At 39.6% G+C, this 19,428-nt stretch carries 16 protein-coding genes; 5 read left to right on the top strand and 11 right to left on the bottom strand.

The window, feature by feature from the left end; translation table 11 throughout:
• Positions 1 to 18 precede the first annotated feature (18 nt).
• Complete coding sequence (locus GQR45_RS03840; RefSeq protein WP_165725174.1) at positions 19 to 4,521, top strand: EAL domain-containing protein; 4,503 nt, start codon at positions 19 to 21, stop codon at positions 4,519 to 4,521.
• 16 nt (positions 4,522 to 4,537) lie between these two features.
• Here the strand turns inward: GQR45_RS03840 and GQR45_RS03845 are convergent, their stop codons facing one another.
• Together GQR45_RS03845 and GQR45_RS03850 are read right to left on the bottom strand one after the other, a co-directional pair.
• Positions 4,538 to 5,491: an ion transporter gene (locus GQR45_RS03845; protein WP_165725175.1), complete on the bottom strand. Its 954-nt coding sequence runs from the start codon at positions 5,489 to 5,491 to the stop codon at positions 4,538 to 4,540.
• Positions 5,491 to 8,160, bottom strand: a complete 2,670-nt coding sequence (locus GQR45_RS03850; protein WP_165725176.1) for a bifunctional acetate--CoA ligase family protein/GNAT family N-acetyltransferase — start codon at positions 8,158 to 8,160, stop codon at positions 5,491 to 5,493. Before GQR45_RS03850 ends, GQR45_RS03845 begins: the two co-directional genes overlap by 1 nt.
• Before the next feature lie 114 nt (positions 8,161 to 8,274).
• On the opposite strand from GQR45_RS03850, the gene GQR45_RS03855 reads away from it, so the two are divergent.
• Positions 8,275 to 8,991, top strand: a complete 717-nt coding sequence (locus GQR45_RS03855; RefSeq protein ID WP_165725177.1) for an SIMPL domain-containing protein — start codon at positions 8,275 to 8,277, stop codon at positions 8,989 to 8,991.
• Between the two features lie 275 nt (positions 8,992 to 9,266).
• Entirely contained in the window at positions 9,267 to 9,710 is a 444-nt protein-coding gene (locus tag GQR45_RS03860; RefSeq protein WP_024592832.1) for a hypothetical protein, read from the top strand.
• Here GQR45_RS03860 and GQR45_RS03865 read toward each other — a convergent pair.
• From GQR45_RS03865 to GQR45_RS03900, 8 genes are all read right to left on the bottom strand, one after another.
• Positions 9,693 to 10,361: a hypothetical protein gene (locus tag GQR45_RS03865; RefSeq protein WP_165725178.1), complete on the bottom strand. Its 669-nt coding sequence runs from the start codon at positions 10,359 to 10,361 to the stop codon at positions 9,693 to 9,695. The genes GQR45_RS03860 and GQR45_RS03865 overlap by 18 nt on opposite strands.
• A 90-nt stretch (positions 10,362 to 10,451) precedes the next feature.
• A complete protein-coding gene (locus tag GQR45_RS03870; protein WP_007585419.1) occupies positions 10,452 to 12,287 on the bottom strand; it encodes a DUF885 domain-containing protein in 1,836 nt (611 codons plus the stop codon).
• Positions 12,288 to 12,355: 68 nt separating this feature from the next.
• Positions 12,356 to 13,492, bottom strand: coding sequence for a radical SAM family heme chaperone HemW (gene hemW / locus GQR45_RS03875; RefSeq protein WP_010553296.1), 1,137 nt, complete (start codon positions 13,490 to 13,492; stop codon positions 12,356 to 12,358).
• Positions 13,489 to 14,088 carry an RdgB/HAM1 family non-canonical purine NTP pyrophosphatase gene (rdgB, locus tag GQR45_RS03880; protein ID WP_165725179.1) on the bottom strand — a complete coding sequence of 200 codons (600 nt, stop codon included), beginning with the start codon at positions 14,086 to 14,088 and terminating at the stop codon, positions 13,489 to 13,491. Before rdgB ends, hemW begins: the two co-directional genes overlap by 4 nt.
• A gap of 4 nt (positions 14,089 to 14,092) precedes the next feature.
• The gene (locus GQR45_RS03885; protein ID WP_007376526.1) at positions 14,093 to 14,536 is read right to left on the bottom strand and encodes a DUF4426 domain-containing protein; all 444 of its coding nucleotides are present in this window, start codon (positions 14,534 to 14,536) and stop codon (positions 14,093 to 14,095) included.
• A 60-nt stretch (positions 14,537 to 14,596) separates the two neighbouring features.
• Positions 14,597 to 15,130 carry a YggT family protein gene (locus tag GQR45_RS03890; protein WP_007585413.1) on the bottom strand — a complete coding sequence of 178 codons (534 nt, stop codon included), beginning with the start codon at positions 15,128 to 15,130 and terminating at the stop codon, positions 14,597 to 14,599.
• 27 nt (positions 15,131 to 15,157) lie between these two features.
• Positions 15,158 to 15,979 carry a pyrroline-5-carboxylate reductase gene (proC, locus tag GQR45_RS03895; RefSeq protein WP_007585412.1) on the bottom strand — a complete coding sequence of 274 codons (822 nt, stop codon included), beginning with the start codon at positions 15,977 to 15,979 and terminating at the stop codon, positions 15,158 to 15,160.
• A gap of 17 nt (positions 15,980 to 15,996) precedes the next feature.
• Entirely contained in the window at positions 15,997 to 16,710 is a 714-nt protein-coding gene (locus GQR45_RS03900) for a YggS family pyridoxal phosphate-dependent enzyme (protein ID WP_007585410.1), read from the bottom strand.
• Between the two features lie 2 nt (positions 16,711 to 16,712).
• Between GQR45_RS03900 and GQR45_RS03905 the strand changes: the two genes are divergently transcribed.
• Positions 16,713 to 17,753 (top strand): type IV pilus twitching motility protein PilT, encoded by a 1,041-nt coding sequence (locus GQR45_RS03905; RefSeq protein WP_007585408.1) that lies wholly within the window; start codon positions 16,713 to 16,715, stop codon positions 17,751 to 17,753.
• 9 nt (positions 17,754 to 17,762) lie between these two features.
• Positions 17,763 to 18,899: a PilT/PilU family type 4a pilus ATPase gene (locus GQR45_RS03910; protein WP_165725180.1), complete on the top strand. Its 1,137-nt coding sequence runs from the start codon at positions 17,763 to 17,765 to the stop codon at positions 18,897 to 18,899.
• A 72-nt stretch (positions 18,900 to 18,971) separates the two neighbouring features.
• Here GQR45_RS03910 and ruvX read toward each other — a convergent pair whose 3' ends face one another.
• Positions 18,972 to 19,421, bottom strand: a complete 450-nt coding sequence (gene ruvX / locus GQR45_RS03915) for a Holliday junction resolvase RuvX (RefSeq protein ID WP_165725181.1) — start codon at positions 19,419 to 19,421, stop codon at positions 18,972 to 18,974.
• Positions 19,422 to 19,428: the final 7 nt, after the last annotated feature.

Genomic DNA, 19,428 nt, shown 5'->3' on the forward strand with positions numbered 1-19,428 from the left:
TAATAATATGGAATAAGCATGAGTAAATGCGTTAATGGGATCATTAGTTGCTTTGTAGTTTTAATAACTATCCTAAGTTGCCAAGTAGGCGCACAAGTAAAACGTTTATCTCCAAGCGAAGGCTTATCGCAAAGCTACGTTAATACAATGCTTATCGACACTAATGGTTACCTTTGGCTTTCTACTGAGGCCGGGCTTAATCGTTATGATGGCTATCAAGTTATTCCAATAAATGGCCCTAATGGTGAGTTAGAAGAGGCGATCATTGATCGTATTTACCAAGACCCTCAAGGGCACATTTGGATAGCCTCGTTACTTGCAGGCCTATTTAGATACGACCCCGTAACAGATTCATATCAGCAATTTCTAGAAAAACCTACCAGTGAAGAAGAAATTATCAATCAGTCTGTTTTTAGTATGGTGGCCGTTGATAAAAAAACACTTTGGATTGGGCGAGGCCGCGACTTTGCAAAGCTTGATATAGCAACCGGAAAAATCACAACTATTTTTGAGCTTCCGGCTAAATATAAAAATACCCTTGTGAGAAAGCTATTTGCTTACAATGGTTATATATTTATAGGTACAAGCCATGGTGCATACGTATTTGATATTGCCACAGAGCAAGTTAGACCTCTACAGCATTTAAAAGGTGAAGCTGAACATATTTACCAAAATAATGTTAAGTCGTTCGCATTAGGTGAAAATAAACAGTTGTTAGTAGGGGCGGTACAAGGCTTATACGAAGTTGATATTAGTAACTTATCAAAAATGTTTGAACGCCCAGATTTACCTTTTCAAAGTAAAGTATTACTAAGTGACCTAAATGTGTGGAGCATAGTAAACGAACACGGAACAATAGATTTAGCTACCGACAAAGGCTTGTTTAAATTTGATTTAAACACCGGAGAGATGATTAAAAATACTCGAATAGCCCAAAGTAAGTACACACTTGCCGATACCAGTATTATTGATATGGCTAAAGACAAATCGGGTGGTACGTGGGTTGCGACTAAGACTGATGGTGCGTTTTACTTATCTCACGACAGCTATCATTTTAATAATGTCGATGGCACTTTGCTCGGGGGGGATGGTTTATCGCATCACTCTATCTGGGGGATTACCGAATATAAAGACAAGCTTTGGCTTGCAACGCATAACGGTATTACCGAGGTTGATTTAAAAACAAATATTGGTAAAGCTTATTTAAAAGATTACAAAGTCGACTTACTCACCACTGAGTTTACCGTATATGAAATAACGCCTTATAAAAATAATTTATGGCTTTATACGAACCGTGGTTTGTTTATTTTTGACCCTGTAACGCATCAAGTTAGCGAACCTAAAGTGCATAACCCTGCTAATCAGGAGTTAATTACCGGTAGGGTGCATGGCGTAACACTAATGCCAAATGGCGATCTATACTTTGTACACTCAGATCATGGGGTATTTATATACAATATAGATTCTCAAGTAATAACGCGTTTGGGTGGCCAGTTTGATCAGTTTGAACCCTTTTTAGCTCATGGCTTTTTACCTGCGCTGAGCAATAAACCAGATTCACCATTATTTTTTAATGCCGGTATTTTATACCAAGTAAACCCAAGTGATTTAGCACTTAAAATGATTTATAAAGTGCCAAAACAGCATGAAAACGTAGCCATTAGTGTGCTTTCTTACTTAATAGATAACAACAATATATTGTGGATATCACTTTCTAATTTCGGTTTAATAGGCCTTGACGCATCTACCTATCAATTAGTCCATACAATTGATTTAGAAAGGAATAAATTAGGCACTCTGCTATACGATATGGTGCTAGATGATGATGGCATGATCTGGATGAGTAGCCATAAAGGCATTTGGCGATTAAACCCAGAAACACTTCATTTTCAGCAATTTTCTACATCAGAAGGGCTACTCTCTGCTGAGTTTAATAGCAACGCCATGGCACAGCTCAAAGATGGCCATATTGCGTATGGTAGCTTAAAAGGTTTTACTTATTTTCATCCAATGGAAAACCAAAACTATCAGTCGCTTATTGATCACGTAAATATTACGCGAGTAGATTTAATGTCACGAGATTTATCGCTTGATTTAAAACAACCGCTCAACGAGGTTGTTTTAAACCATGATGATATAGGGCTTGAAGTTGCATTTTCGGCCATGGCATTTAGTAATCAAGAACGCATCATTTATGAGTATCAACTCGATAACGGACAAAAAAGTTATACCCGAAATAACAACCGTGTATTGTTTCCAAAATTGAATCCAGGTAATTATCAATTAAAAGTTTGGGCTAAAGATCCGCTGACTGGCGAATATACCTCGCCTGCTATTTTAAAAATAAAAGTAAAGTATCCGCTTTGGCGTGCACCTTATTTTATGGTGCTTTACGGCATGCTGTTTATTGGCTTTGTTGCTATGTGGGTTATGCGCCGTAATAAAATTCAGCGTATTTTATTGGCAGCAAATAAAGAAAGTAAAGAAAGCGAAGCCCGTCTAAAGCTAGCGCTTGAAGGTAGCGAATCGGGTGTTTGGGATTGGGAATCAAGCAATCCAAGTATTTACCAACCTCGCTTAGCGAGTGAGTTAGGCTACGAAAATGAAACCGTGAGCCTTGATGAATATTTATCTAAAATTCATCCGCAAGATAAACAGCTATTTCGCTTAGAGTGGCTTGAGTTTTTATCTACCGATAAAGGTTACTTTAATTGTACCTACCGCCTGCGCCATGCAAAAGGCTATTGGCGCTGGTATAAGGATTTTGGAAAAGTCGTTGAATGGGATGATAAAACGCCACAAAAAGTAGCGGGTACCTACACAAATATGACCCGTGAGATGGTGTTTGAAGAACACGCTTTACTATTTACGGCAGCATTTGAGCAAACACGTGATTGGGTGTTTATCCTCGATAAAAATTTAAATATTCGGGCTTCTAATAAATCACTGCAAACCGCCTTTAACTTCTCTGCTGAGTCGTTATCTAGTCGAGCATTAAATTTAGGTATATCGCGCAGCAATCGTTTTGATTATTTACGCATAATGCAAAAGCTATCTATTGGAGAGCACTTTTCGTGTGAAGACAGTGTAGTTTTAGCAAGTGGTGAGTCGCGTCATGTACTTGTGAAAATAAGTGCAGTGGCGGATAACGAACAGCGCCTTAATAGCTATGTCATTATTTTAACCGATATAAATGCACAAAAATCAGCCGAAAACGAGCTGCACTTATTGGCCAACTACGATGCCTTAACAGGGTTGCCAAATCGTACGTTATTTAATGACCGCGTTGAACACGCCCTTGAGCAAGCAAAATTTCACGAATGTAAAGTCGCTTTATTACATATAAATATTAAGCGTTTTAAATACTTTAATGACTCTTTGGGGCATGCAGTTGCTGATGAGCTAATTAAAGAAGTTGCTGAGCGTTTAAAGTGCTCCTTGCGTCCATCTGATAGTGTTGCTCGATTTGGTGGCGATGAATTTGTAGTACTGGTGGAAGATATTCAGCAAATCGAACAAGTACTCATTATATGCACTAAGTTGATGGATTGTGTGAATCAAAATATTACGATTAATGGCCAAGTTGTAAACGTTAATTTAAGTATTGGTGTGTCTATATCACCAGATGATGCACAGCAAGGCTCTGCGCTTTTAAAAGCTGCGAGCATAGCGTTATATCATGCAAAAGACTCTTTAGAGGGGCGTTATCAGTTTTATAAGCAAGAGATGAATCAGCATGTTCAAAGAGCGCTGCATCTTGAGTCTCAGCTAACTAAAGCGTATCAAGAAGAAGAATTTTGTAATTACTACCAGCCTATCATTAACGCTGAAAGTCAAAAAACAGAAGGCTTTGAAGTACTGCTGCGTTGGCCTGAAAATAAGCTTGTGCAAACTCAAGAGTTTTCGGTGGCAGCAGAAGGTATAGGCCTAATTACAAAAATTATGCTGCAGACTTTTGCGCGCGCTTTATTAGAGCTAAAAGAGTGGCGAAAAGCCTCACCTAGCCTGTATTTATCTATTAATTTATCGGCTCTTGATTTTGAGTTTAAAGACCTTGTTCCTGAAATTAAAAAAGCGTTAAGTAATTCAGGAGTATCGTCTGAGGCAATTGTTTTTGAAATAACCGAATCAATATTAATGCGCGATTCAAAAGAAGCGCTACACAGCATGGAACAACTTAAAAAGTTGGGCTGTAGATTGTATATGGATGATTTTGGTACGGGTTACGCATCGCTTACTTATTTAAAGCGTTTTCCTATTGATGTATTAAAAATAGATAGAAGCTTTGTACAAGACATAGGCATAGATTCTGACGATGAAGCTATTATTCAATCAATACTCGCGCTTGCGGATAGTTTAGGTAAAGAATGTGTAGCTGAAGGCGTAGAAAGCTCGCACCAACTCGCCTTTTTAAAGGCGCGAGGATGCATGCATTTTCAAGGGTACTTATTTAGTAAACCGGTACCTAATACCGAAGTACTCCCGCTTATTAATCGCAATTGGAGTGATATATTTAATTAATAATAGCAGTACTTATTTAAGGCCTTTTACCGCAGTGCCTGCAAAACAAATGGCTATTATGCTCATTCAACTGCGTTTTAATGGCCTTATTAGCTTCTAGTTTACTCAAGCCTAATTTATAGCGTAGTTCTTCTAGGTGTTCTTGTTGAGTATCATTAAGAGTGCCATCTTGAATTTGTTCATGTACGGCATCTTCAAAAAATTGGCGGCGTTTACGTATTTGTTCTGAAAAACTAGACGCCAGTAAACCGGTAGGTATTGCAACCATTCCCATGCTCAGTAGTGTGATAACCCCGCCGAAAAACTTACCCAATGGCGTTATAGGTACTACATCGCCATAACCAACGGTTGTTAGTGTTGCCATTGCCCACCACATAGCCGCAGGAATAGAGCCAAATTTATCGGGTTGTATGTCGTGCTCAATTAAGTAAATTCCGCATGAAGCTAAAATAAGCACGACGGCCATAATAAAAAAAGCAGCCATTAATGAACTACCTTCATCGTTAAAGGCTTTTAAAAGTAGCTGCATGGCGCGTGAGTAGCGAGTGAGTTTAAATACCCTTAATAGTCGGAGCACGCGTAAAAAACGTAAATCGAGAGGAAATAAAAACATCATTAAGCTTGGTAAAATCGCAATTAAATCAACAATTGCCAAAGGAGAGAAAAAATAGCTAAGCCGACGTTTGGTATGAGACCCTTCCATTGCTGCATATCGTGTTTTATCTACGCAAGCCCAAAGCCTGGCTAAGTACTCAATAGCAAAAATAGCGACCGAGACAATTTCTAAAACTAAGAATTCGTTGTAATACTGCTCTGCCACACTTGGGATTGATTCAATAACAATGGCTACAACGTTGATCATTATTAAGCTAATGAGTGCAATATCAAGAATATGTCCCGCTCGATGGTACTGGCCTGTGCCTTCAAACAGGCAAGCCATTTTTTGTCTTAAAGTGTGTGGTTCATTCATTATTTAAGTTTAAGTACCATGTTAATACTGCCTTCTTCAAAGTCGCGACTAATTTTAAAACCTAACTTACGGGCAAGCTCAATCATCCCTGTATTCTCTGGTAAGGTTATGCCTTCAATCGATTCCACACCTTGACGTTTACAGTGGTTAATTGCTGCACTCATTAGTATGCGACCAAGCCCTAAACCTTGGCAATCTGAGCGTACTACAATGGCAAACTCAGCATGCAGGTTATCGGGGTCCATAATGACGCGAGACACACCTAATGTGCGAGTTTTACCTTCAAAGCGTTGGCAAACAATAAACGCCATTTCACGGTCGTAATCAATTTGCGTCATTTTAGCGAGTTGATCGTGGTTAAATTGTGGTAGTTCGCCAAAAAAGCGTTTATATCTGTCTTCTTTATTAAGTGACTCGTCAAATGCTTTATGAGCTTGTTCATCTTCTGGCTTTATTGGTCTGAGCGTAGCTTGGGTGTTGTTTTTAAGTGTTACCACTTCAACAAGTTCAATAGGGTAGGGACGAATAGATAAGCGCTTACGATTGCTCTGAGCTTGATAACGGCTAAGTGTCATGGTGGCATCGAGCACTAAAAACTGTCCATTACTGGCAAGTATAGGATTAAGTTCCATTGAGCTTATGTCAGGTTGATCAATAACTAACTGAGAAATACGCGTTAGCAGTGCACATAAACGATACTTATCAACTTTTTCGGGTAATATGCGCTCCTTTAGTACGCCTTTATCGTGCGCTGCGGCAATTAAATACTTTGCTAAGTTCATATTTAGTGGAGGCAGAGCAACAGCGGCTTGCGCATATTCAAGGCCGGTTCCTGCTTCACCTAATAATATAACAGGACCAAAATTAGGCTCAGTTTTAATCGCAATTCGCAGCTCATTTGCGCCTGCTCGCGGCGCCATTTTTTGCAATGAAAATCCTTCAATAACAGCATCCGGATAAGTGTTTTTAATACGGATAAGCATTGCAAAAGCAGTTTGTTCAACCTCGTTCGCGTCGTTTAAGTTAAGCACCACACCACCTACTTCAGACTTTGAAGCAATACTTGGGCTAATAAGTTTTAACGCGACCGGAAAACCAAGTTCTATGGCTTGCTCTCTGGCTTCTGTTGGGGTGTAAGCCACCTCAGTTTGAATGCATGTAATACCATAGTGATTTAATACTTGGCTTGCCTGATGGGTAGGTAAGTAGCTTTGTCCGTCATCTAAAAACTCATTAATAAGCGCTTTAGCTGCTACTTTATTTATTTTTGCGTCATCTGTATTCGACTCAGGTGTTTGCGTTAAATGCTTTTGGTTACGGCGATACGTTACCAAGTGCATAAACGCGCCAACAGCACCCTCTGGTGTTCTATAAGTTGGTATTGCGTTGTTTGAGCACACTTTTCTGGCGGCGTAAGATGCGTCTTCACCCATAAAATTAGTTATAACGTAAGGGCGCGCCATTTTAGGTAATGTTTGTAAGGTTTCTACAATAATGTTGGCGTAGTCTTCGCTGGGCGCAAGCGCTGAGGGAGTATGGATAATCAGTAAGTTTTTAACTTCTTTTGCGTGCAGTAAAATTTCTAATGCTTGCTTATAACGCGCAGGTGCTGAATCGCCAAAAATATCCACAGGGTTTGAGGTGGTTTCTGATTGCGGAATTACTTTATTTAGCGCATTTCGGGTTTCAGCGCTCAACTCGGCTAATTTACCGGAGCTTTGAATTAGCTCATCAACGGCCATAACACCCGGGCCGCCACCATTAGTTAAAATTGTTAGTTGCTCTACTTTTAATAATTTTGGATGCATGGCGAGTGTTTGTGTCGCTGCAAATAGCTCTCGTAAATCATTTACGCGCAGCATACCCGCTCGTTGAAATAACGCATCGTAAACAGCATCAGAGCTTTGCTTTCCTCCGGTGTGAATTTCGGCTGCAAGTGCGCCTGCACTTGTTTTACCTGTTTTAATTGCAATTACAGGTTTACTAAAGGCCGCAGCTCTTGCTGCTGATATAAAGCCACGAATATCTTCAATGTTATCAATGTAGAGTAAAATAGCTTTGGTTTTAGCATCACGACCTAAAAAGTCGAGTAGTTCATTAAAGTTTATATCAAGGCAATCGCCTACTGATACAAAATATGAAAAGCCAATTTCTTTGTTTTTAGCCCAATCTAAAATGGTTGAGCATACTGCTGCTGATTGCGATACAAATGCAATTTTACCAGGGCTTGCTACTGTATGTGAAAAGCTCGCATTTAAACCAATATGAGGGATCAGCAAGCCTAAACAATTGGGTCCAAGCAAAGTAACCTGTTTGGCTTGAGCGCATGCTTTAAGTGCGCTTTTTTGCTCTCCAGAAAGCCCATCTGCAATAACAATAGCCGTTTTACAGCCAAGCTCTCCAAGCTGCTCAATAATATCAATTAAGGTATTTTTGTTAGTACAAATAACAGCTAGGTCGGGTACTTTTGGTAAGTCAGCAATAGAGGGGTAAGCAAGTACGCCATGTACTGCGCTATGGCTTGGAGTAACGGGCATTATCGGCCCTTTAAAACCGCCCTGAAGTAAGTTGCGCATAACCACAAAACCAGCACGAGTTGATATATTAGAGGCACCAATAACGGCCACTGAGCTTGGGTTAAAAAACTGGGTAATGCGCTTAAGGCTCATGGTTTTTCCTAGGCTGATTAAATTTTGCGTTATTTATAGTCTCAATGTACCCTGTTTACTGTGTTATTTCGAGCGTCTAGATGCTTATTATTGATATCAATCAAGGAGATTATTGTGAATAAAACCCCCGGTTTTTACATTGTTATAGCGGCTATTTGTTTAAGTATAGGCTTAATTAGCTTAGGGTTTATTTTAAAGAGCACAGCTCTCAGTGTAAAAGAGATGGAACGTACTGTGCAGGTTAAGGGATTGGCCGAGCGAGAAGTTATAGCCGACACGGTAATTTGGCCTCTGCAATTTAGTGATGCCGACAATAATCTTGAAAAATTAGTAAGCCGAGTTGAGAAAAAAAATGATGCGGTAACTGCTTTTTTAAAACTGCATGGTTTTGACGACGATGAAATAACAATAGGCAGTCAGTCAGTTATTGATAAGCAAGCACGTGAATACAGTAATGAAAATCAGCAATTTAGATACATAGTGCGCTCAAATATTATTGTTTATTCTTATGCGCCAGATAAAGTACAAAACGCGCTGAGTAAAGTAAGCCAGCTTGCTAAACAAGATATCGCAATAGTGCAGGATAGCTACGAAACAAAAGTTGAATATATTTTTACTGGCCTCAATGATGTAAAACCTGCGATGGTGCAAGAAGCAACTGAAAAAGCGCGTGAAGTCGCTAATAAATTTGCTAAAGACTCTAATTCAAAATTAGGCAAAATAAAAACAGCTCGCCAAGGACAATTTAGTATCAGTAATCGAGATTCAAACACACCGCAAATAAAAAATATAAGAGTGGTAACCAGTGTTGAATATTATTTAAATGACTAGGGCCTGTTGACCTTTCAGGATTAAAATTTGTTCAATCTAGGGGCCGATTTAATCGCGGCGTGAGGTTTGTAACCTAGCGGGCTAAGTAAAAACCGAGCAACAAAGAGTAAATTGCCCCTAGGCAGAACCCTTCGGGCAGCGCATGTTTGGCATTTATTCCACGTTATCGCCTATTTATGGGGAATAACCACACTGCATAGGCTCTGCCTTGACTAAATACCAAACATACTGCTGTAAATTTAACCTCGAAAGATAAACAGGCCCTAGGAAATAATATGTCAGAGTCTAAATATGGTCAGTTTGTGCTGGCGCCCCGTTCGTATTTTTTTACTGCTATAGCGAGCGTAGTGTTTGCATTTATAGGCTTTAGTTATAATGCATGGCGAATGGAGGCAAGTGAAGAGAACAACAATACACGCATTGCTAGCTTTCAAATATTACAAGAACTAGCCGAGCTTGAGCTTATTGTATTTGCCGCACATTACGATAATAACAAAATAGATGGCAGCCCTAGAAAAGGCTGGGTTAAAGTTAACTTAATTCATGACTTAAGCTACTTAGCCGTTGATAAAGTACATTTAAAAACAAAAGACTTACAAAAGGTCTGGCAAACAAATTGGCCAAATATGGTTGATCACCAAAGTGCTGCGCAATCTATTACACATGCCATAGACAGTGTGCGTACAGAAGTCGTGAGTGAATTAAAGCGCCTTGATTAAGTGAGCAACTTGCGCCGTTGAGCGTTGCAAGTAAGCGGCGCTCAGTAAAATTGTGGTCTCGTTAACTTTTTGCCCTTTTAGTACGTTGGCAAGCTGCTGTTTTGCGTTAGGATTTTGTTTTTGCTCTATTTCCATTAATGCTAACAAAGCTGAGAATTCATGCTTTACCGGTGTGCTCGATTTATTTGCATAGGCAATGTAGCAGGCAACTGGTGTTAATCCGTGAGAGTTGGGCTGCGCCAACGCTTTAACTAAGTCATCATTTGATTCAAACAACATTAAAGAGCGTACATAGTTAAATGGCAGCTTTGTAGCATCGGCATGCTTAAACACATTATGCAGTACGTTATTTCCTTGAGTATCTTGTACTAAAAAGCCTTTATTTACTCTCAGCGCTGGGGTGAAAAAGCTCAATGCGTCAATATTAGTGAGTTGGTTAATAAATAGAGAAGGTGCTGTATTAGTACTTAATATACGGATTGCTATGTTTTGCATAAAGTCATACTTAACACTCAACCGTTGGGCGCTGTCATATAAATGGTTAAGCTGCAAAGTTTGCTGAGCAGGGCTTAACTGCCTAAAGTCGTTATCGAGCTCATTTAACTGCTGCTTTGAAATACGCGCATTAAGTAGTTGTATGCTTAAATCCATTATTATTTCCAAAATCTTTTTTACTACTATAAAACAAAAAAGGTCGCAAATGCGACCTTTTCATATTTAAAGCAATTGTTTAAATTGGTTTTAAGCCTTTTTGCTTGCTACCCATTCATTAACAAAGTTTTCTAGTACATTAAGTGGTACAGGACCATTTTTAAGCACTACGTCGTGGAACTGGCGAATATCAAATTTATCACCAAGTTGCTTTTTAGCTTCTTCACGAAGCTCTAAAATCTTAAGCATACCCACTTTATAAGCTGTTGCTTGTGAAGGCATTACAATGTGACGCTCAACCATTTTAACACCGTCAGATGTTGCATTTGGCGTGTTATTTACGTAGTAATCAATACCTTCTTGGCGAGTCCACTTCATTGCGTGAATCCCCGTATCAACAACTAAGCGACATGCGCGCCATAATTCCATTGAAAGACGACCAAAATCTGAGTAAGGGTCTGAGTACATGCCCATTTCTTTAGGAATGAACTCTGAGTATAAACCCCAGCCTTCAATATACGCTGTGTAGCCACCAAATTTACGGAACTTAGGAATACCTTCTAGTTCTTGCGAAATAGCTATTTGCATGTGGTGTCCCGGAATACCTTCGTGGTATGCCAGCGCTTCCATTTGATACGTTGGCATTGCTTCCATATCGTAAAGGTTAGCGTAGTAAACACCTGGGCGTGAACCATCAGGAGCTGGCTGTTGGTAAAATGCTTTACCTGCTGCTTTTTCACGGAATGCTTCAACCGCTTTTACTTTTAAACCTGCTTTTGGTTTAACAATGAATAATTCATCTAAACGCGTTTTCATTGTATCAATAAGCCCAGTGGCTTCATCAAGGTAGCGTTGTTTACCTTGTGCATCATTAGGGTAGTAAAATTGCTTGTCAGTTTTCATAAACTGCATAAACGCTTTTAAGTCGCCTTTAAAGCCAACTTTGTCTTTAATCTCACGCATTTCATCATGAATACGTGTCACTTCAGATAGACCAATTGCATGAATTTCTTTAGCAGTTAAATCTGTTGTAGTTGTGCGCTTAAGTGCGTTGTTATAAAACGCTTCGCCATCAGGTAATTTCCATGCGCCATCGCGATCATCTGCGCGTTTTTCAAGCTGTGCAAGGTAATTAATTAGTTTAGAGTAAGATGGTTTAACAGCCGATTTTAATGCATCTGATGCATCGCTGATTAACGAGTCTTTTTCGTCTTGGCTAATTTCAAGCGCTGTTACTTTACGTTTAAAGTCAGCAAGCAATGTAGAATCATCGCCTTTTTCAAACGGTGCACCGTGAATAATGTTTTTGCTTGAATCAATAACATGCGGGAATACAAATTTAGGGGCAATGATGCCTTTTTCTGCACGTACAGTTAAATCAATAATAAGCTGATCAATAACACCAGTTACACCATTTAAACGAGAAATGTAGTCTTTAGCTTCTTTTACATTACTAATTGAGTGCTGATTAATTAAAAACGCAGGGATCATAGAATGCGTACCAAACATTTGGTTCACAGGGTAGTTATGGTAACGCCATTTAAAGTCAGCAATTGAGCTTTCAAGATCTTGTTTTTTTAAGTCGTAGCTAACTTTTGTTGCATCATCTAATAAATCACGGCTGATTGCTTTTAGTGCAACTAGGTCAGCTTTTGTTTGCGCTAAATCTTTAAGCTGTCTTTCTTCGCTGCCATCATCCCACTTATCGTAATCTTGCTTAATACCCATGTATGTTTGATATACAGGACTGCTCATTACGTCGCGGTTAAATGTATCTTCAAAAAATGCATTGGCTTTGTCTATTTCACTTTGTTGTGATTGAACTGCTTGTGCAATAGGAGCCGAAGTCGCTTGTTGTGTTGTTTGCTGGCAACCAGCAAGTAGTGCAACGCTTACTGCGGCCGCAATAAAAGTAAGTTTACGCATTGTTTTCCCTTTTGTTGTTAGAAACCCATTAGGGTGTTTTATATTTATTTTTTGTGTAGCGCTGGGGGCTACACAAATAATTCTAGCAGGTCATTTAAAAAGCGATGACCTTTTAAGCTTACCTGCCAATGGCTGTCTGTTTGAGTCAATAAACCTTTATTAATTGCTTGGTTTAATGCACTTTGCTGACTTTGCAGTGGCAGTGTTGTAAGTTTATTAAAATCATTAATTGGGCAAGGCTCAACAAGGCGAAAGCGATTCATAAAAAATTCAAACGCTAAATCGTCTTGCTCTACATGCCAGCTTTTATACATATACGGTTTAATTAAATCCATATAGCCGCGTGGGTGTTTAACCTTTTCAGTACGCGTAATAAGCCCTGTATTTGCATCAGTAACCTTACCATGCGCGCCGCAGCCAATACCGAGATAATCGCCAAAACGCCAATAATTCAAGTTATGTTGGCACTGATAGCCTGGTTTTGCATAACCCGATATTTCGTATTGTATGTAACCTGCTTGAGCTAGTAACTCGACCCCTTGCTCTTGAATGTCCCACAGTATTTCGTCTTGTGGCAAGGTAGGTGGTTTTGAAGCAAACTGAGTATTGGGTTCAATAGTTAGTTGATACCAAGATATATGCGGTGGATCGAGCGCTATTATTTGCTTTAAATCGCTCAGTGCATCGTCAAGTGTTTGCCCTGGTAAGCCATGCATTAAATCAAGGTTAAAGCTATTTAAACCAGCTTCCTTAGCTTGTTGCGCAGCATAATTAGCCTCGTCGCTGCCATGAATCCGACCAAGTGCTTTTAACTTGTCGTTTTGCATGCTTTGCACACCGATAGAAATACGGTTAATGCCTGCTTTTACGTAATCTTTAAAGCGACCTGTTTCTACTGTACCAGGGTTAGCTTCAAGGGTAATTTCGCAGTGTTCTTCAAGACCAATTAGGTTGTCGACTTCATTTAATAAACGAGTATAAGCCGCACCAGTTAATAAGCTCGGAGTACCGCCACCAATAAAGATACTGTGAATTTTACGTCCTTGCACTAAGTGCAAATCTGCTTTTAAATCATCAATTAAATGCTGAACATATTCAGCTTCAGGTATTTCACCTTTTTGTCCGTGGCTATTAAAATCGCAGTACGGACATTTTTGCACGCACCAAGGTACGTGCACATATAAGCTCAGTGGTGGAAGGTTCACAGGCCGCCTTTTTGCTGTAGCTCTAGCAATAGTTTTTGTAGTGCTTGGCCGCGATGACTCACTGCATTTTTTTGCTCTTTTGTAAGCTCAGCACTGGTACAATTTTTCTCTGCTACAAAAAATACAGGGTCGTAACCAAAGCCACCGCTGCCATTTTGAGTGAGCGTAATTTCGCCTTCCCAGCTTGCACTGCAAATAAGGGGGGTAGGGTCATCTGCATGGCGCATTAATACCAGTACACACCAAAAGCGCGCACTGCGAATAGGGTTGTCGCCTAAATCAACGAGTAATTTATCAATGTTATCTTGATCGCTGGCACCTGGGCCTGCAAAACGGGCTGAGTAAACACCAGGGGCTCCATTTAGGCCATCAACTTCTAAACCTGAGTCATCGGCAATAGCAGGCATGCCAGTAATTTTAGCGGCATGACGCGCTTTAATAATGGCATTTTCAACAAAGGTAGTGCCGGTTTCGGCAACTTCATCTACGTTAAAATCGCTCTGTGGAACTACATTGATATTCAGAGGGCTTAGCATGTTAGCTAGCTCATTTACTTTGCCAGGGTTACCTGTAGCAAGTACTAAAGTTTTGGTCATGTTATTAATCTACGTAAAATTTTTGCTGAAACTGTAATTTTTGAAATTGATTACTTTGTTGTATTTCAATCTCAAAGCGTAAAATCTCTTCGTTGGTATAATCAACTTGGGCAAGGTAATAAATTGAATCACCTTCTTTTACTTCTTTAAAAGTAAGCGTTTGTTTATTGCCAAGTAGGTTTCTAGCTGTGCCAGTAAGCTTTGCTGTTTGGGCTGTATTTTCGGCATCATTTTTTAAAACAGAAATATTCACAATGCCTTTGTATCCGCTTCGCTCAAGGCCATACGCTTTTGCTATTTTTGGCTGAATAAAAGTAGAAGGAAAGGCGATGTAATGCACTTGCCAAGGGCCAAGCTCTTTATATTGTGCGCCTTGCATTTCTTCGCTTTGCGCGTTAAATGCAAATGCTAAACAAGCAATAAAACAAAACTTAATTAAACGGTTCATTATGTATTCCTCAAAACATATAAAAAAGAGGCCTTTGGGCCTCTAATTAAAAAATCCATATTAGACTAAAAAATCCATAAGCAGCATTTGCAAAAACTGAATACCAATAATAAGTACTAAAACTGATAAATCTAAGCCACCCATTGATGGCAATATTTTACGAATTGGTTTTAGCATTGGTTCAGTAAGCTGATGGAAAACCGCTTCTATAGGGTTATAACCTTGGCTAACCCAACTTAAAATAGCGCGAATAATAAGTACCCAAAAAACTAAGTTAAGGCCTTCTTTTAGTACCGTTATAAGTGCTTGTATAATTACAGGCTGTATTGCCCACGCATTATATATAACAAGCATTAAAGTACTAATTTTGGCTACAGCCACTATAAATGCCAGCAACAGAGATGCTAAATCAAGTCCGCCAAATCCCGGAATGATTTTACGCAGTGGTTTTACCGCAAACGAAGTGGCTTTAACCACAAACTGGCTCATTGGATTATAAAAGTCGGCTTTTGCCCACTGCAGCCAAAAGCGCAGTAATACCACCATTAAAAACAAATCAAACAGGGTACTGATTAAAAATTGCATGGCATTCATAGTGTAACCTTCAATAAAAAAGTGGTTTTAAAGTTCTTTTTCCATTTGCTCTGCACGCGCAATACACGCATCCATTGCATCGCCAACGGTTTTAGTTAAGCCTTCATCTTTTAAGTGCTCAACAGCTGCGTGAGTCGTACCGCCTTTAGATGTTACGTTTGAACGTAGTTGCGAAATAGTAATATCAGGCTGGCTAAGTGCCATTTCAGCAGCGCCAAGAGCTGTTTGTTGTACTAAACGACGAGCGTCTTCATCATTAAAGCCCAGCGCTTTAGCTTTTTCTTCTATGGCTTCCATAAATAAGAAAAAGTAAGCTGGTGATGAGCCGGTCACAGCAATAATATCGTTAATTTGTGATTCTTTTTCGACCCATACAACAATGCCAGTGCATTCAAAAACTTGTTGTACAAACTCGTGTTCGCTTTGTGTTTCGCCCGCGCCATATAAACCTGATACACCACGGCCTAATAAAGACGGTGTATTTGGCATACAACGTACCATTTTAACGTCTTGACCTAGCATTTCACGTAAACGTTTTACAGTTAAGCCAGCAGCAACAGAAATAAACAGTTTATCGCTAAAATCTACGCCCGACTCTTGAAACGATTTACATAAATCGCCCATCATTTGTGGTTTAACAGACAAAACAATTACATCAGCATCGCGCAGGGCTTCGTTATTGTCACTGGTGGTTTGCACCTTGAAATCAAAGGCTACCTTTTCAAGCTTTTCTTGGTTGCGATTAGTCGCAATAATGTTACTTGCGTTAAAACCGTTTTTTACCATGCCACCAATAATGGCGTAGCTCATATTACCTGTGCCTATAAATGCGATTTTTTTATCTGACATAAATCTGTTATCACCTTTTAAGTTCGTGTTCCAAAAATGTCTGTGCCGATCCTTACCATGGTTGAGCCTGCACTAATGGCAGCTTCAACATCGTTACTCATACCCATCGACAAAGTATCTACTTGAGGATATTGGGTCTTTAGTTTATCAAAGCAAGTTTGTAATTGCTCAAAAGATTGAATTTGCGTATCCAGATCATTGCTTTTAGCGGGAATTGCCATTAAACCTCGAAGTGTTAAGTGCTCACATTGGTTAATAAAATCGGCAAGTTCATCTATTTCATCGCGGTGGCAACCCGACTTCGCTTCCTCATTACTTATATTTACTTGAATAAGTATATTAAGAGGCTGTTTATCGTCTGGGCGCTGGGAATCTAATCGTTTCGCTATTTTTATGCGATCAACACTTTGCACCCAATCAAAGTTGGCAGCCACTAAAGCACTTTTATTAGATTGAATAGGGCCAATGAAATGCCAAATGATGTCGCTATATGACTGTAGTTGAGCTATTTTATCTATAGCCTCTTGAACATAAGATTCACCAAATTCGCGCTGACCATGCTCATAAGCTGCAATAACATCTTCGCTTGGTTTAGTTTTAGACACTGCCAGCAGAGTGACTTCGTTAGTGTTTCGTTGTGCAATTTTTGCCGCGTCTGCAATTCTAGCGTAGGCGGATGTGAGTCGTTCTGCTATTGTAACCATATATTTATCAGTTAGTTGTGGAGTCATAAATGGATATTACCGAATTATTAGCGTTTAGTGTGCAACACAAAGCATCCGATTTACATTTATCGTCGGGTGTTTCACCTATGATACGCGTAGACGGTGATGTTCGCCGCATTAATATACCAGCCCTTGCAGACAAAGACGTAAACAGTCTGGTTTACGATATTATGAACGATAATCAACGCAAGGACTATGAACAAAATCTCGAAGTGGATTTTTCGTTTGAAGTGCCTAATTTAGCACGTTTTCGTGTGAATGCGTTTAACTCTAATCGCGGGCCTGCTGCGGTATTTCGTACCATACCAAGTGAAGTGTTAACGCTTGATGATTTAGGTGCGCCAGATATTTTTAAAACAATCTCCGATACCCCACGTGGACTCGTGTTAGTGACAGGCCCAACGGGCTCTGGTAAATCAACAACACTTGCCGCTATGGTCGATTATATAAATCAAAATAAACATCACCATATTCTAACAATAGAAGATCCAATCGAGTTTGTTCACGATAATAAATTAAGCCTTATTAATCAACGTGAGGTACATCGCGATACTCATAGCTTTTCAAACGCGCTACGTAGTGCATTGCGTGAAGATCCAGATGTAATATTGGTCGGTGAGTTACGTGATTTAGAAACAATTCGTCTTGCAATGACCGCTGCTGAAACGGGTCACTTAGTGTTTGGCACGTTGCATACAACATCTGCACCAAAAACCATTGACCGTATTATTGATGTATTCCCAGGTGAAGAAAAATCAATGGTACGTTCAATGTTATCTGAATCTTTGCGTGCTGTTATCTCGCAAACACTGCTTAAAAAGATTGGTGGCGGGCGAGTTGCAGCACACGAAATTATGATTGCAGTACCTGCTATTCGTAACTTAATTCGTGAAGATAAAATTGCACAAATGTACTCGTCTATTCAAACCGGTGCGTCTGTGGGCATGCAAACAATGGATCAATGTTTAACTAATTTAGTTAATCACGGCATTGTTACAAATGCGGCAGCGAAAGAAAAAGCACAAGACAAAACACAATTTGGCGGGTAAGAAACTATTATGGCTTTATCTTTAAACGACTTTTTACTCATCATGATTGAGAAAAAAGGCTCTGACTTATTTGTATCGAGTCAGCTACCTGTAAGTGCAAAAATAAACGGCGAGCTAACAGCCCTCAGTGACGATAGGCTTACAGATGAGCAATCGCTTGAGTTAGTTGAATCTGCAATGAGCGAAAAGCAAAAAGCAGAGTTTCATACAACGAAAGAATGTAACTTTGCGATTGCCACCGACGAAGGGCGCTTTCGTATTTCTGCCTTTTGGCAACGCGATAAAGCAGGTATGGTTATTCGCCGTATTGTTACGCAAATACCTGATGTGAGTGAGCTAGGTCTTCCTTCTATTCTTACCGATGTAATTATGTCTAAGCGTGGCCTTGTTTTGTTCGTCGGTGGTACTGGCACGGGTAAATCAACCTCGCTAGCCGCACTTATTGGTTACCGTAACCGACATCAACGTGGTCATATACTGACTATTGAAGATCCGATTGAATTTGTTCATGAGCATCGTAAAAGTATTATTACTCAACGCGAAGTAGGGCTTGATACCGAAAGCTTTGAGTCAGCACTTAAAAGCTCATTACGCCAAGCTCCCGATGTAATTTTGATTGGTGAAATTCGCTCTCAAGAAACTATGGAATACGCACTAAGCTTTGCCGAAACAGGTCATTTATGTGTTGCAACACTGCATGCTAATAATGCTAACCAAGCGATTGACCGTATTATGCATTTAGTTCCAAAAGAAAAACACGATAAGCTTAAGTACGATTTAGCACTTAACTTACGTGCAATTGTGGCCCAGCAATTAGTACCGACTGCTGATGGTGAAAGCCGTGTTGCAGCTATTGAAATATTGCTTAACTCACCAATGGTTGCTGAACTGATTAAAAACGGTGATATTGGTGGTATTAAAGAGGCAATGGCTAAATCGAAAGAAATGGGCATGCAAACCTTTGACCAAGCATTATTTGAGCTATATAGACAGCAGCGAATTAATTACGCTGATGCACTGCATCATGCTGATTCGCCAAATGATTTACGCTTAATGATTAAACTGCGCAATAACGAACAGCAAGGTGCGGGCTTTTTACAAGGCGTTACTATTGATGGCCTTGACGATAAAAATAGCCATCAATGATTTAAAAAGTAATGAATATAAATACTTAATATAAAAAAAGCGCCAATTGGCGCTTTTTATTTATATAACGGGTTATTTACCGTAACTAGACTCAAAAAAACTTTCTAAAATAATAACCGCAGACATATTATCTACGTTACCTTTGCCTAAGTTTTTATAGCCACCACTTTCAAAAAGTCGCGCTTTAGCATCCGCAGTCGTTAAACGCTCGTCTTGTGTTTGCACAGGAATGCCATAATGATTATGTAATCTGTTGGCAAACTTTTTTGCTTTAAAGGTAACCTCTTGTGACGTTCCATCCATATTTAGTGGTAAGCCAACAACCATTAAGTCAGGCTGCCATTCGGTTACTTGTACTGCAATATGGTCCCAGTTAGGAATGCCATCTTGTGCTTTTACAGCCTTAAGGCTAGACGCGCTGCCTGTTAGCTCTTGCCCAATAGCAATACCAATACTTTTGGTGCCAAAGTCAAAGCCCATTACAGTGCGTTCGCCTTGCGGCTTAAGCGATTTTTTTGTCATGTGTATC

Origin of the sequence: Pseudoalteromonas sp. SA25, from assembly GCF_011378705.1 — a bacterium.
Classification (GTDB): domain Bacteria; phylum Pseudomonadota; class Gammaproteobacteria; order Enterobacterales; family Alteromonadaceae; genus Pseudoalteromonas; species Pseudoalteromonas arctica.

What these genes read in the sequence shown, in the direction of transcription:
- GQR45_RS03840 (WP_165725174.1), top strand. Translation starts at nt 19, where the DNA reads ATGAGTAAATGCGTTAATGGGATCATTAGTTGCTTTGTAGTTTTAATA.
- GQR45_RS03845 (WP_165725175.1), bottom strand. Translation starts at nt 5,491, where the DNA reads ATGAATGAACCACACACTTTAAGACAAAAAATGGCTTGCCTGTTTGAA.
- GQR45_RS03850 (WP_165725176.1), bottom strand. Translation starts at nt 8,160, where the DNA reads ATGAGCCTTAAGCGCATTACCCAGTTTTTTAACCCAAGCTCAGTGGCC.
- GQR45_RS03860 (WP_024592832.1), top strand. Translation starts at nt 9,267, where the DNA reads ATGTCAGAGTCTAAATATGGTCAGTTTGTGCTGGCGCCCCGTTCGTAT.
- GQR45_RS03865 (WP_165725178.1), bottom strand. Translation starts at nt 10,361, where the DNA reads ATGGATTTAAGCATACAACTACTTAATGCGCGTATTTCAAAGCAGCAG.
- GQR45_RS03870 (WP_007585419.1), bottom strand. Translation starts at nt 12,287, where the DNA reads ATGCGTAAACTTACTTTTATTGCGGCCGCAGTAAGCGTTGCACTACTT.
- rdgB (WP_165725179.1), bottom strand. Translation starts at nt 14,088, where the DNA reads ATGACCAAAACTTTAGTACTTGCTACAGGTAACCCTGGCAAAGTAAAT.
- GQR45_RS03885 (WP_007376526.1), bottom strand. Translation starts at nt 14,536, where the DNA reads ATGAACCGTTTAATTAAGTTTTGTTTTATTGCTTGTTTAGCATTTGCA.
- GQR45_RS03890 (WP_007585413.1), bottom strand. Translation starts at nt 15,130, where the DNA reads ATGAATGCCATGCAATTTTTAATCAGTACCCTGTTTGATTTGTTTTTA.
- proC (WP_007585412.1), bottom strand. Translation starts at nt 15,979, where the DNA reads ATGTCAGATAAAAAAATCGCATTTATAGGCACAGGTAATATGAGCTAC.
- GQR45_RS03900 (WP_007585410.1), bottom strand. Translation starts at nt 16,710, where the DNA reads ATGACTCCACAACTAACTGATAAATATATGGTTACAATAGCAGAACGA.
- GQR45_RS03905 (WP_007585408.1), top strand. Translation starts at nt 16,713, where the DNA reads ATGGATATTACCGAATTATTAGCGTTTAGTGTGCAACACAAAGCATCC.
- GQR45_RS03910 (WP_165725180.1), top strand. Translation starts at nt 17,763, where the DNA reads ATGGCTTTATCTTTAAACGACTTTTTACTCATCATGATTGAGAAAAAA.
- ruvX (WP_165725181.1), bottom strand. Translation starts at nt 19,421, where the DNA reads ATGACAAAAAAATCGCTTAAGCCGCAAGGCGAACGCACTGTAATGGGC.